Source organism: Parabacteroides vesiculifaciens, from assembly GCF_049860805.1.
In the GTDB taxonomy this organism is placed as follows: Bacteria; Bacteroidota; Bacteroidia; order Bacteroidales; family Tannerellaceae; genus Parabacteroides.
The window spans coordinates 333,195-345,496 of record NZ_CP187555.1; the positions used below are offsets into that span (position 1 = coordinate 333,195).

General features: G+C 46.0%; 11 protein-coding genes. 9 read left to right on the forward strand and 2 right to left on the reverse strand.

Annotated features, from left to right (window positions below):
- Positions 1-6: 6 nt before the first annotated feature.
- Entirely contained in the window at positions 7-825 is an 819-nt protein-coding gene (locus ACPYIV_RS01370) for a glycogen/starch synthase (protein ID WP_293733088.1), read from the reverse strand.
- Positions 826-924: 99 nt separating this feature from the next.
- Here ACPYIV_RS01370 and panC point away from each other — a divergent pair, with 99 nt between their 5' ends.
- From panC to ACPYIV_RS01415, 9 genes are all read left to right on the forward strand, one after another.
- A complete protein-coding gene (panC, locus tag ACPYIV_RS01375) occupies positions 925-1,764 on the forward strand; it encodes a pantoate--beta-alanine ligase (RefSeq protein ID WP_293733089.1) in 840 nt (279 codons plus the stop codon).
- A 180-nt stretch (positions 1,765-1,944) separates the two neighbouring features.
- Complete coding sequence (gene panD / locus ACPYIV_RS01380) at positions 1,945-2,295, forward strand: aspartate 1-decarboxylase (protein ID WP_293733090.1); 351 nt, start codon at positions 1,945-1,947, stop codon at positions 2,293-2,295.
- Positions 2,296-2,399: 104 nt separating this feature from the next.
- Positions 2,400-3,722: an MATE family efflux transporter gene (locus ACPYIV_RS01385; protein ID WP_425885147.1), complete on the forward strand. Its 1,323-nt coding sequence runs from the start codon at positions 2,400-2,402 to the stop codon at positions 3,720-3,722.
- A gap of 135 nt (positions 3,723-3,857) precedes the next feature.
- Positions 3,858-4,583 (forward strand): FHA domain-containing protein, encoded by a 726-nt coding sequence (locus ACPYIV_RS01390; protein ID WP_425885149.1) that lies wholly within the window; start codon positions 3,858-3,860, stop codon positions 4,581-4,583.
- 16 nt (positions 4,584-4,599) lie between these two features.
- A complete protein-coding gene (locus tag ACPYIV_RS01395) occupies positions 4,600-5,892 on the forward strand; it encodes an FHA domain-containing serine/threonine-protein kinase (protein ID WP_293733093.1) in 1,293 nt (430 codons plus the stop codon).
- A gap of 35 nt (positions 5,893-5,927) precedes the next feature.
- Complete coding sequence (locus tag ACPYIV_RS01400) at positions 5,928-7,583, forward strand: FHA domain-containing protein (protein ID WP_293740762.1); 1,656 nt, start codon at positions 5,928-5,930, stop codon at positions 7,581-7,583.
- Positions 7,584-7,601: 18 nt separating this feature from the next.
- Positions 7,602-8,639, forward strand: a complete 1,038-nt coding sequence (locus tag ACPYIV_RS01405) for a PP2C family protein-serine/threonine phosphatase (RefSeq protein ID WP_293733095.1) — start codon at positions 7,602-7,604, stop codon at positions 8,637-8,639.
- Between the two features lie 3 nt (positions 8,640-8,642).
- Positions 8,643-10,304 (forward strand): serine/threonine protein kinase, encoded by a 1,662-nt coding sequence (locus tag ACPYIV_RS01410; RefSeq protein WP_301704830.1) that lies wholly within the window; start codon positions 8,643-8,645, stop codon positions 10,302-10,304.
- Between the two features lie 5 nt (positions 10,305-10,309).
- Positions 10,310-11,458 carry a BACON domain-containing protein gene (locus tag ACPYIV_RS01415; RefSeq protein ID WP_425885153.1) on the forward strand — a complete coding sequence of 383 codons (1,149 nt, stop codon included), beginning with the start codon at positions 10,310-10,312 and terminating at the stop codon, positions 11,456-11,458.
- 5 nt (positions 11,459-11,463) lie between these two features.
- On the opposite strand, the gene ACPYIV_RS01420 is transcribed toward ACPYIV_RS01415, so the two are convergent.
- Entirely contained in the window at positions 11,464-12,237 is a 774-nt protein-coding gene (locus ACPYIV_RS01420; RefSeq protein ID WP_301704831.1) for a LytR/AlgR family response regulator transcription factor, read from the reverse strand.
- Positions 12,238-12,302 lie beyond the last annotated feature (65 nt).

The following is a 12,302-nucleotide window of genomic DNA, read 5'->3' on the forward strand; positions in this document are numbered from 1 at the left end:
TAAAAATTATTTAGTGCCTAATACGACATCGTAGAATTCGTTGATTTTATCCATATAAACGTCTGGCGACTGGTAAGGCAGGAATGGAGTGTGCTTTTTAGTAGCAATATAATCCAACGCATCTTGATTGATCGTTTCACTACCTTGTATCACACCGTCGGCGAAATCGATAGCGAGTTTTGTCAGTCCTGTGAAGCTTGTATCTGCTTTGATACCTTTCAGGTCGCTGTCTTTGGCTCCATCCATCTTTAGCTTGCCTGCAAATCCTTTTCTGAACGGTGTTTTGAAGTCATCGTTATAAATAGAGTATACGACCTTTGCGTCTTTGAGGCAAGGATCGTCTGCATACATACGTTTGATGTACAGAGCTGTTAGCGCTGACATCCAACCATGACAGTGAATGACATCCGGTATCCAACGGAGCTTTTTCACTGTTTCCAATACACCACGAACATAGAAGATCGAACGGTCGTCGTTATCTTCGTATTCGTTTCCATCATCATCGCTAATCGTATGCTTTCTTTGGAAGAAATCTTCATTATCAATGAAGTAAACCTGCATGCGGGCTGCTTGAATGGACGCTACCTTAATGATCAGCGGGTGATCGGTGTCATCAATGATGAGGTTCATACCCGAAAGCCGGATTACTTCGTGCAACTGGTTGCGGCGTTCGTTAATGCTACCGAACTTAGGCATGAAAGTTCTAATTTCACGACCGCGTTCCTGTATGCCTTGTGGCAGGTTTCTGCATATCGTTGCAATCTCTGATTCGGGAAGGTAGGGTGTTATTTCTTGAGCTATAAACAAGATTTTTTTTGCATCCATTCTGTAAACTAGTTTTATAAAGACGCTACAAAGATACAAAATTTCTTTCATTTACCGCAATTATTTATTTGCTTTGCACCGTCAATAAGCATCTAAAGGATGAAAATAGTAAACAGCATTAAAGAATTGAAGAGTTATCTCGCTGAAGAAAAGCGTAATAACAAACAAATTGGCTTTGTTCCCACCATGGGGGCATTACACAACGGACACCTGAGCCTGGTTAAGCGTTGTGTGGAAGAAAACGACGTGTGTGTAGTCAGTGTATTTGTTAATCCGACCCAGTTTAACGACAAACATGACCTTGAAACATATCCTCGCACGTTGGATAAGGACTGTGCTTTGTTGGAGCCGGCCGGTTGTGATTATGTTTTTGCTCCGTCGGCAGAAGAAATGTATCCGGAGCCTGATACCCGTACATTCGATTTCGGTACTGTTTCGGCTGTTATGGAAGGGGCACGCCGTCCCGGGCATTTCAATGGGGTTGCTCAGATCGTGAGTAAACTTTTTTATGCCGTCGAACCGGATAATGCCTATTTCGGCGAAAAAGATTTCCAGCAAATAGCTGTGATACGGGCTATGGTGAAGCAATTAGACATACCGGTGAAGATCAACGCTTGCCCGATTTTGCGCGAGGCAGACGGTTTGGCTTTGAGTAGCCGTAATGTGCGTTTGACCCCCGAACAACGTCAAAAAGCTCCGTTAATAGCTCGTACGTTAAAAGAAAGTACTAACTTTGTGCCCGGAAAGAGTGTGCAGGAGGTGATTGATTACGTAATCGATACGATAAACGCCGATCCTGTCATGCGTGTGGAATACTATGAGATTGTTGATGGCAATACGATGGAGTCCATCGAGAACTGGTCCGATACGACTTATCCGGTAGGATGCATTACGGTCTATTGCGGAGAGGTTCGTCTGATAGATAATATTAAGTACTAAATATAGATTTGTGATTTATGAATTATAATTTGTTTCCCATGTAAAAAGAGTTTCATGCAGGAGAAACAAAAGTTTCATGCTGGTGAAACAAAAGTTTCCCGCAAGTGAAACAGAAGTTTCATGCAGGAGAAACAAGTGGAACTAAATAATTCATCAATCACCAATCCTAAATCAGATCGTATGTTTATAGAAGTAGTTAAATCAAAGATTCACCGGGTGACGGTAACGGAAGCCAATCTGAATTATATCGGGAGTATCACTATCGACGAGGATTTGCTGGATGCCGCCAACCTGATTGCCAACGAAAAGGTCGCTATTGTGAATAACAATAACGGTGAACGTTTTGAGACGTATATTATTAAAGGTGAACGTGGTTCGGGAGTGGTTTGCTTGAACGGTGCTGCTGCACGAAAGGCGCAACCTGGCGATATCATCATTATTATGTCGTATGCCATGATGGATTTTGAGGAGGCGAAAACATTTAAACCGTCGGTTGTGTTCCCTGATACGGCAACCAATAAACTGATATGAAGCATCGGTAGCTGAAAAAATAAATGCGATAGCGCATATAAAGAAGAAGCTCGCCTGATGTGGCGGGCTTTTTTTATGAGTATGGATTCCCCTAATAATATTATATGTATACAAACAAGCAAATTTGGAATGTTAGTTATCCAATCTTTTTGAGTCTTCTGGCACAGAACGTTATTAATGTGACGGACACTGCGTTTTTGGGCAGGGTAGGTGAAGTCGAGCTGGGGGCTTCGGCAATGGGAGGCTTGTATTATATATGTGCCTTTACGATCGCTTTTGGTTTTAGTACGGGGTCGCAGATTATCATGGCTCGCCGTAACGGGGAGCGGAATTATAAGGAAGTTGGGCCGGTGATGATTCAGGGGGTCTTTTTCCTGTTTATGTTGGCTGCCGTCATGTTCACTTTTTCCCGTTTGTTTGCCGGAGATATTATGCGGGTCCTGATTTCTTCCGATACGATTCTGAAAGGGACGGAGGAATTCTTAGATTGGCGTGTGTTCGGATTCTTTTTCTCTTTTGTGAATGTGATGTTCCGGGCTTTGTTTATCGGTATTACGCGTACGAAGGTGTTGACGTTGAATGCGATTGTGATGGCGTTGACAAACGTGTTGCTGGACTATCTGCTGATATTCGGTAACTGGGGTTTCCCGGAATTGGGAATAAAAGGAGCGGCGATTGCTTCGGTGATGGCGGAGGCGGTGTCTATCGTGTTTTATATGGTCTATACCCGGATGACGGTAGATATCAAGAAGTATGCACTGAACCAGTTCCGTTCGTTCGATGTCAAATTGTTGAAGCGTGTCCTGGACATCTCGATATTTACGATGTTGCAATATTTTATTTCGCTCAGTACTTATTTTATGCTCTTTGTGGCCGTGGAACATTTAGGACAGCGGGAACTGGCGATTGCGAATATTGTCAGGAGTGTTTATATCGTCTTGTTGATTCCCGTCAATTCTTTATCGACGGCAACGAATACGTTTGTAAGTAATAGTATCGGGGCGGGACATAAGGACCAGGTTATCCCGATCATCCGTCATATCACCTGGGTCTCGTTGGGGATCATGGCTCTATTTGTGTCTGTCACTTGTCTGATCCCTTCTACCATATTATCGGTTTATACCAATGACGTGACATTGATACAAGCCTCTATTCCTTCCCTTTATGTGATTTCCGGCGCCTTGCTGATCGGAGCGGTTGCCAACATCGTGTTCAACGGGGTGACAGGCACGGGGAATACCCGTTCGGCCTTTGTGATGGAACTGGTCACCCTCGTTTTCTATACCTTATTTATATATGTGGCCGGAATGCGTCTGCACATGCCGGTTGCTATCTGTTTTATGACTGAAGTGGTGTATTATACCGGTTTGCTGGTTGCAAGCATCATTTATTTGAAGAAAGCGTCTTGGCAAAATAAAAAAATCTGACTTTGTTTTGCCTGGATAGTGCTTTGTTTTGACCTGATAGAATGGTTAAATGACCGGATAGTCCTGTTTGTGATTGTTGCTGTTTTTGCATAATGCCTTGAATTTGTTTTTTTGTATATATAAAAAAGGCGAATTATGAGGTGTACTAATTGCGGTTGGGAGAATTCCGGTGACAGGTCAAATTGTGAGAAGTGTAATTCTCCGTTATCAAATTATGCCATGCGTGAACATGCAGTTACGGATGTTTACGCACGGCGTACAGTAAATGAGAATATAGGGGTAAATGCCGGTAGGCCGACAGTTTGCGAACAAGGGGATAGTGGGAATTGTCCTCAATGCGGTTATCCTCTTTTGCCGGGTATGTCGGAATGTCCGAATTGTAGCTGTTCCCGCCAAGCCTCGGTAGGTGCAGCATCCGATCCTTTGAATTGTCCCAAGTGTAACCATGAAAATCGAAAAGATGCATTCTATTGTTCGCATTGCGGGTATGAACTACAGAAGAAAGAATCGGTAAGCCAATCCCGTTCGGGCTATGGGAGGAAAACGATTACGCCCTGGGAAATGCAGGCTCCGGTGTGTACATGCCGTCTTTCCATGATACCTAACGCGAATGGGGAAGCTGTGCCCTCTCCGCTTGTATTTTCGGGCGAGGAGATCATTTTGAACCGTGACAATACGGATGAAGGCAATATGACAATAACTTCTAAAGAACAGGCAGTCTTGACCTACGAGAACAAGAAATGGTATCTTCAGGACAGGAGTGAACAAAAAACTACATTCGTATATACAACCGAAAAAATAGAGTTAAAACCCGGAGACATTATTGTGTTGGGGAACAGGAGATTTGAGTTTGACGAATGACCTCAAATGAATAGCCATGTCCGGAGTTGTCGTTAACAGGTGTGATTTTACGGTTGGCCAATATATCGGCGGACTCTATCGGGTGGACCTTGTTTTAGGGGAAGGTTCTTTCGGAAAAGTGTTCAAAGTGACGGGAACCGGTTCGCAGGTGTATGCTTTGAAGTTATTGAAATTGTGGGAAATAGTTCCTGAACTTCGTGAACCTTTGATGGACCGTTTCGTCATGGAATTTGAGACGGGATTGATAAAGAGCCGGTTCTTGGTTCACTCTGTTGCTCATGGGCTGGAGTGTGGAAATCCTTTTATCGTTATGGACTATTGCCCGAAAGGGAATCTTACTCAATATATGGAACGCTATTCTGTCGACTTGGTCAAAATCGGACGGGAGATCCTTTGCGGATTGAACGATTTGCACAAAAGCGGCAAGGTGCATCGGGACCTTAAACCTGAAAACGTGTTGATCAAGGAGGATGGAACTGCCGCTTTGACAGATTTTGGGATCAGTGGCGATCGGAACAAGCGAATGACGGAACGCAATATATTGGGGCGTCCCCAACAGATTTTCGGGACCTATGCTTATATGCCCCCGGAGCAGGTTAACCGTTTGCGGGGAGACGCGACTGTACTTCCGACAACTGATATTTTTTCTTTCGGCGTGATGATGTATCAATTGTTGACGGGCAAGCTGCCTTTCGGTGAACTGAATGACCATAACGATTTGGTCGTCTATCAGCGGAACGGGAAAAGCGGCAATTGGGACAGGCGATTATTGGAACGGACTGAAAATGGCGTGGTCTGGCAGAAGGTGATCGAAGGCTGCTTAATACCGGATTTCAAACAGCGTATGCAATCGGCTACCGCTGTCCTTGAGCAGATGCCTCAGGGACAGTCTGTTTCATATATTCAGCAACGGGTCGGGTGGAAGCCGGAACCCGGAAAAAAAGGATTGTCCATGCGTGTAATGCAGGGACTGGAACATGGGAAGGTCTACGATCTGAGCCGTTTGTTCAGAGACCGGAAAAGGCTGATCACGATAGGAAGGGAAGATTCGAATGTCGTGTGTATTCCGGAGAGTGAGAGCCCTTATATCTCACGCCGGCATTGTACGATCGAAACGGATGTCAGGACAGGACGCTGGTTTATCCGTGACGGGCAATGGATCGCAGAGAAGGGACGGATAGGATATTGGAAAGAATCGGTGAATGGAACTTATATAAACTCTACTCCGGTTACACCGGAAGGAAGCGAACTTCATCCGGGAGATATTATTACGATTGGCGATGTCACCTTTCGGATTGAAGATTATTAATTCTAATTTATTAATGAAAAATAGAATATAGACCTATGGTACAAAGACAAACAGAGCCATACAGACGGTCCTTTTCCGGATCGGTTGGCGCAGGAATGGGGGCACTGATGGGAGGTGCGCATAAGCAGTATTATGTATTGGAGCATCGCATGTCTTCTAAATATCATCGTGCCGGTGAAACACAAAAGATCATTGTCGATCAAGTGGAGATGGGGCGTGACCCGCGTTGCCAAGTACGTTTTGACGATTCGTTTACTTCGGTAAGCCGTCGTCATGCGGCTATCGTCCGTGATGGGGCCGGTTGGAAACTGGTTCATTTGTCTAAGGTCAATACGACTCTTTTAAATGGCCGTCCGGTCACGGATGAATGGTATTTGCAAAATGGGGACGAGATACAGCTTTCTTCCAATGGACCTCGCATCGGATTTATCGTTCCCCAGGGTGATAGGAGCATGATCAAAAATATAAACTTTACGGAACGGTTCAGTCTGTTCCGCCAGCAGGCATTGAAACCCTATAAGCAGATGATGGTTTGGATGTCTGTCGTTTTCCTGCTGGTGATCGGTGGCTTTATTGCCTGGAGTATCCTGAACCAACAGCAAAACCGGAAAACGAATGAAATGCTGGCAGGAAGTATTGCATCCGTAAGTGCTCGCCAGGATAGCGCCGGCATGGAAGCTCAAAAACAGATAGCTGCCGTTTCAAGCCAAGCGCAAGATGCAGCTCAGGCTGCCATACAAGCCAACCAAGCCAGTCAAGCCGCAACTTCGCAGGGAATAAGCCAGCTTCGTAACGAACTGGTAGGCCTGAAAAGTGATTTAAAGACGGCTCGTGAAGAGAAAGCGGAAAGCGAATCTGCAAAACAAACAGTTGCCATTACCGAATCGGTTGCCCCTTCTGCCTCTGATCCGGTGGTTCCGGCTGCGACAGGCATGACTTCATACGAGAGCTGCTTTCCTTACATTTATTATATCCAGTTGGACAAAGTAGAGCATACGAATAAAAAAGGTAAGACGGAGGTTATCAATATTATCCATCGTTGGGCGGGAACCGGCTTCCTGTTGAGTGACGGGCGTTTTGTTACATCCCGTCGCATCATCGAAAGATGGTATTTCCAGGTAAACGGCAACTTGATGGACGAAGATATGCGTCCGCTGAACAAGGCTGTCTGCAATCTGGAAAAGGTAGTAGCCTATTTTACCGCCTATTCTTCCAGCGGAGATGCGCTGACCTTCACCAGCGACCAGTTCACTTGCGACCGAAGCGCCGATAATTACACGGTTCTTCGAGGACCGTTGGGAGGACTTGTCAAAGGAGCACGCTTACGTATAGCACCGTCTAACGGTGGAAAAGACTGGGCCTATTTCCAGACTGCTAAAAAAGGCGGTTTGAAATTCGATCCCTCGAAATCGGCATCATTGGGTCGGGGTATTCCCCTTACCATCTTAGGATTTCCGGCAGAAGTCGGCATCAATTCGGCTTCCGGCCCGGTTTACGGCAGTGGCGTAACGGCTAACAGCGGGTTGGACCGTGGTGATATCATGACGACAAATACAAGTTTTGAAATAGGTGGTTCGGGTGCTCCTGTTTTTGCCGTTTCGGAAACAGGAGAATACGAAGTGATCGGCCTGATTTCTGCTATGGCCGAGGGACAGCGGGGAGTGGTCGTGCCAATTGCAGCCGTCCGATAATGAAAAATGAAAGCATCTATGGGAGAAACGAATTATAATCCTCTAAAGTTTAAGCTTGGAGCACAAACGAATGTCGGGTGTGTTCGTACGAATAATGAAGATAATTTTGTTGTGAGTGCGGATCTTTCCGCGGGGGAGTGGTTGCTTCCCCGCGATTGCCATACCCTTTTTACGTTAGGCGATAAAGGGGCGATGCTTGTTGTCGCAGACGGTATGGGAGGATTGGATGCCGGTGAAATAGCTTCCAGGATAGCCGTCGATACGATGAAAGAGTTTTTCTCGGCGGATAAGATAACGGACGAGATTGTGAAAGACGATTCTACCATCCACAAATATATGCATGAAGCGGTGGTTGCTGCCGACAATGCCATAAAAATAAGAAGCAAGGAAGAAAGAGGAGTCAAGTCAATGGGTACAACTCTTGTCGCCGCTTGGTTGTTCGACGGCTATGCCAACGTCGTTTGGTGTGGTGACAGCCGGGGGTATCTGTTTAATCCCGTCTCTGGGCTTACACAGGTGACAAAAGACCATTCTTATGTACAGGAACTGGTCGACAGCGGTCGCCTTCTTCCGGAGTATGCCTTTGACCATCCTGATAGTAACATTATCACCCGTAGTCTCGGAAATCCTCAGAAAGCGGCAAATCCCGATTTTATCCGTTTCCCCTTGCAGGAAGGAGAGGTACTTTTGCTTTGTACGGACGGGCTTAATTCGATGCTTCGGGATGAGGAGATCGAAGCTGTTATGCAAGAGACTTCGAATGAAATCGATACCTGTACGAAGGCATTGATTCAAGGTGCATTGGATTTGGGTGGCCACGATAACGTCACGGTCGTCCTTTGCCAGCTTGTTTCGGAAGAAAACAAGCCGCCGGTGCAGGAGATGCAGCAAACCGTCTCGACATTCACGGAGAAAGAACAGAAGAAGCCGCTTCGGAAATTTGTTTTCTGGACCGTCGGTCTCGTCTTTGTTCTTCTTCTGGCGTGCCTGGCTTGGTCGTTTTCGACAGTATGGCATAACAAGATTATCCAATGGTATGAACAAACAGTAAAATAAACTATGCAGTTAGAAGAAAATATACTATTTGCAAATCGCTATAGACTGGAACGGCTTTTGGGGCGTGGCGGCTTTTCCGAAGTGTGGTTGGCGGACGATACACTGACTTCCCTGAAAGTCGCATTAAAAGTCTATGCTCCGGGAGGCGGTATGGATGAACATGGCGTGCAACTGTTCTCGACCGAGTTCTCCCTCGTTTTTAATCTGAACCATAGCAATTTGCTTAAGCCGACTTATTACGACACCTTCGAGCGGATGCCTTATCTGGTTTTGCCTTATTGTCGGCAAGGTTCCGCCGCAAGTTTAATAGGACGGATGAACGAAAGGGAGGCGTGGCTTTTCTTGCGTGACATTTCGAGCGGGCTGGAATATTTGCATGAACAGGAGCCACCGGTCATTCATCAGGACATTAAGCCAGACAATATTCTGATCGATACGACGGGGCGTTACCTGCTGACTGATTTCGGTATCAGCATAAAGGCAAGGAATACGTTGCGAAAGAGCATCATGAAGACGGAAGGTTCTGTCGGCACATTGGCCTATATGGGACCGGAACGCTTCAGCAAATACCCTTTGCCGATCAAAGCAAGTGATGTTTTCTCCTTGGGGGCGACGCTCTACGAACTACTCACAGGCATGGTCCCTTTCGGCGAACATGGCGGATTGCTGCTACAGCATGGCGCTGAAATTCCGGTCTTGGAGGGAGAATGGTCCGGTGAATTGAAGGCTATAATCGATTTGTGTCTGCGAAAAGACACTTGGGAGCGCCCTTCGGCAACGGAAATACGGATATATTGTGAACAATATTTGAATGGTGAAGCCCCGGTTTTACCAGGAAAGCAAGTGGAGAACTCTTCATTTCCCAAAAAAGAAAAAAATCAGGAAGCTCTGGTGGAATCCGTTCCGGAAAGGGGAATGTCTGAAAGCCAGGAGTCTTTTCCGGAGGTACAGCCGGAAAAATCGCAGAAACCGGAAGAAGAACAAGAACCGGTAGGCGGGAAGGAGCCCGAAGAGCTTCAGAAACCGGAAAAACCGGATGTGCCGGTTGTGGGACAAGGCAATAATGAGAATGAGGTGTCGGAGATACCAAAGATAGAAACACTTGGTGCAGAGATTGGCCACACTGCGGACAATGTATCTCTTTTATTCCCCAAGATATTGAAGTGGGGACTACCAGTTGTTTTTCTTATCGGAATTATCTTTTTCGTTTTTCATAGCTTGGAACAGAAACAAAAAGAGGAGGAAGCCGAGGCAAAAGCTATGGAGATAGAAGCCCGCTACAACGAATACCTCCAGTATCTCCATGCCGGCGACAGCCTGGTCGATCTTGGCAATAATAGTCAGGGAGGAGATTACGAGCAGTTCTATCTGGGGGCTGTCGGGCGTTATGACGCTGCTTTAAGGCTGGAGGATGAATATCGGACCGAGTTTCCTGATGTGGCAGACGTTTCAGTACGGAAAGACAGTGTGCAGAAAAAAATTGAAGAGATTTATAACTTATTCGTATCTATGGCGGCAGAGGCGGAACAAACCCAGGACTACGATATGGCGGAAATTTTTTATCAACGGGCATCCGGCGTTAAACCGGAATCGGCCATACTGAGAGATTTCCGTGCCCGCAGGGAGGCCGTTCAAGACTCTATTGCCAGTCAAACTAATAATTGAAGAAGATGAAAACAACGATAAACAAGTTTTATATGAAAGGTTTTTGTAGCCTTCTATCCCTGTTCCTTTTTGCAACGTCTGCCTTTTCACAGGATTGCAACGGGACGTATGAGGGTGGTCTGGCCTTATTGAAAAAGCGGACGGAGGCGTCTGTCAAGGAAGCGGTCCGTAAGTTCGAATCGGCCAAGAGATGCTACAAAGTAAACCGCGACCTGCAAGGCGTGCAGAATTGTGACGAGCAGATCGCCGCTTGTAAGCAGATACTGAACTATTTCACGCAACAGACCGCCAAGGTAATTGCCGAAGAAAGCTATGAGTTTCCGGAGGCAGGAGGCGAGCAAATCATCCCGGTAAAAACAAAACGAAGTTGGAGTTTCTCTGATGTCCATGACTGGTGCACGGCCACAAAGGAGAAAGATGGATTGAAAATCGTCGTCAATCCGAATCGGACGACAGTACGCCGTTCGCAAACCATCACCTTGAAATGGTCAGGTAGAAAACAACTTGTCAAGATCGTGCAGGAAGGGGCGGTAGAAAAATTGACGTTGAGTGAATCCGATCTCTTTTTCCTGGCTGACGATACGGAGAAAGTGATCGAAATAACTTCGAACTGCGATTGGGCGGTTGAAAGCAATGATGCTCCTTGGTGTTCCTGGCGTAAAGACAGTCTGCACCTGTATGTTGAACCTTCCATCAATGAAGGGGCGGCAAGGCGTACGGGGACGATCCGTATCGGCGCCGGTTCGCGTCATGCCGAAATTCATTTGATGCAGGAAATGGATAATTTCAGGATATTCACTCCGGATGAGAACGATACCCTTGTCTTTATTCCGAAGGGAGGAACAATAGATCTACCTGTTGAATATACAGTCAGTCAAAATGAGACGCCTTGGGAAATCTACTCCTATCCGAACTGGTGCACGGCAACCCGCGAAGGAAACGCTTCTTTGGCCTTAAAATGTCTGTCTAATAAAATGAAAGAAGATCGTGATGGCACGATCTTCGTGAAAAAAGGACGCAGGCTTATTCCCATAACGGTCATCCAGCTGGGCAAAAGTTCGAAATACACGACCTTCCAACCTGTTTTTGGCAAAAAGAAAAAAGCGAAGTCTCTGTACCAGCGGGCCGTTTTGTTCACTCCCGAAGAAGATTGACATTTTTACAACATCAAAAACTTCTCCTGCAGCTTTTTCAGATACAGTTTGGAAATCTGCAGGTCGCGGACATTGTCGAACGGCGGATAGAAGACGCACTTTTTATCCTTGATCATGATCAGATAATTGATGTTGATGATATAGGATTGGTGAATCTGAATGAACGAGGGAGAACTTGCCAGTATCTGATCTGCCGCTATATTTTTACGGATGGCAATGGGGGCCACCGCATTGTTCAGGTACGCTTCCCATTGCTTCCTGTCTGAATTGTATTTGAAAAAGCCTACGTTTTCGGGCCTGAGGAACTGCAGGTCGTTTGTCGGTGACGGGATGATGATCATCTGCTCCAACGGTGAAAGGCTCCTTAGCAGGATATGAAAGGGAACTGTCTGCAATTGCTGTTCCTCTACCTTTTCGATGAAACGTTTCATCATATTGGACAATTCGCTTTTGTCAATCGGTTTCAGCAAGTAGTCGAAGGCCGATTCGCGGATCGCATCGAGCATATATTTATTGTAAGCCGTGTAAAAGACGACTTGCATGTTCCACGTGATCTCGTTGCGGATCAGGTTCAGCAGTTCGGGTCCCTGCATATCGGGAAGCTCGACATCGAGAAATACCAGATCCGGCATCGTTTTGAAAATCAGTTTTTTCCCCATTGCCCCGTTCTTAGCGATTCCTTCCACATTAAATTGCTGATAGGACTTCAATTCGAAAGTCAAGTTGTCCACTGCCAGTTCGTCGTCGTCAATGATTACTATCTTATAGTTATTCTTCATGTGCACTCTCTTTTTTTACAAATTTAATAGTTGTCACCAAAGTGTTTCGTCCCTTTTTAGGCAAA

Coding starts and splice junctions, on each gene's coding strand:
- ACPYIV_RS01370 (WP_293733088.1), bottom strand. CDS start 825: ATGGATGCAAAAAAAATCTTGTTTATAGCTCAAGAAATAACACCCTAC.
- ACPYIV_RS01405 (WP_293733095.1), top strand. CDS start 7,602: ATGGGAGAAACGAATTATAATCCTCTAAAGTTTAAGCTTGGAGCACAA.
- panC (WP_293733089.1), top strand. CDS start 925: ATGAAAATAGTAAACAGCATTAAAGAATTGAAGAGTTATCTCGCTGAA.
- ACPYIV_RS01420 (WP_301704831.1), bottom strand. CDS start 12,237: ATGAAGAATAACTATAAGATAGTAATCATTGACGACGACGAACTGGCA.
- ACPYIV_RS01390 (WP_425885149.1), top strand. CDS start 3,858: ATGAGGTGTACTAATTGCGGTTGGGAGAATTCCGGTGACAGGTCAAAT.
- panD (WP_293733090.1), top strand. CDS start 1,945: ATGTTTATAGAAGTAGTTAAATCAAAGATTCACCGGGTGACGGTAACG.
- ACPYIV_RS01400 (WP_293740762.1), top strand. CDS start 5,928: ATGGTACAAAGACAAACAGAGCCATACAGACGGTCCTTTTCCGGATCG.
- ACPYIV_RS01410 (WP_301704830.1), top strand. CDS start 8,643: ATGCAGTTAGAAGAAAATATACTATTTGCAAATCGCTATAGACTGGAA.
- ACPYIV_RS01395 (WP_293733093.1), top strand. CDS start 4,600: ATGTCCGGAGTTGTCGTTAACAGGTGTGATTTTACGGTTGGCCAATAT.
- ACPYIV_RS01415 (WP_425885153.1), top strand. CDS start 10,310: ATGAAAACAACGATAAACAAGTTTTATATGAAAGGTTTTTGTAGCCTT.
- ACPYIV_RS01385 (WP_425885147.1), top strand. CDS start 2,400: ATGTATACAAACAAGCAAATTTGGAATGTTAGTTATCCAATCTTTTTG.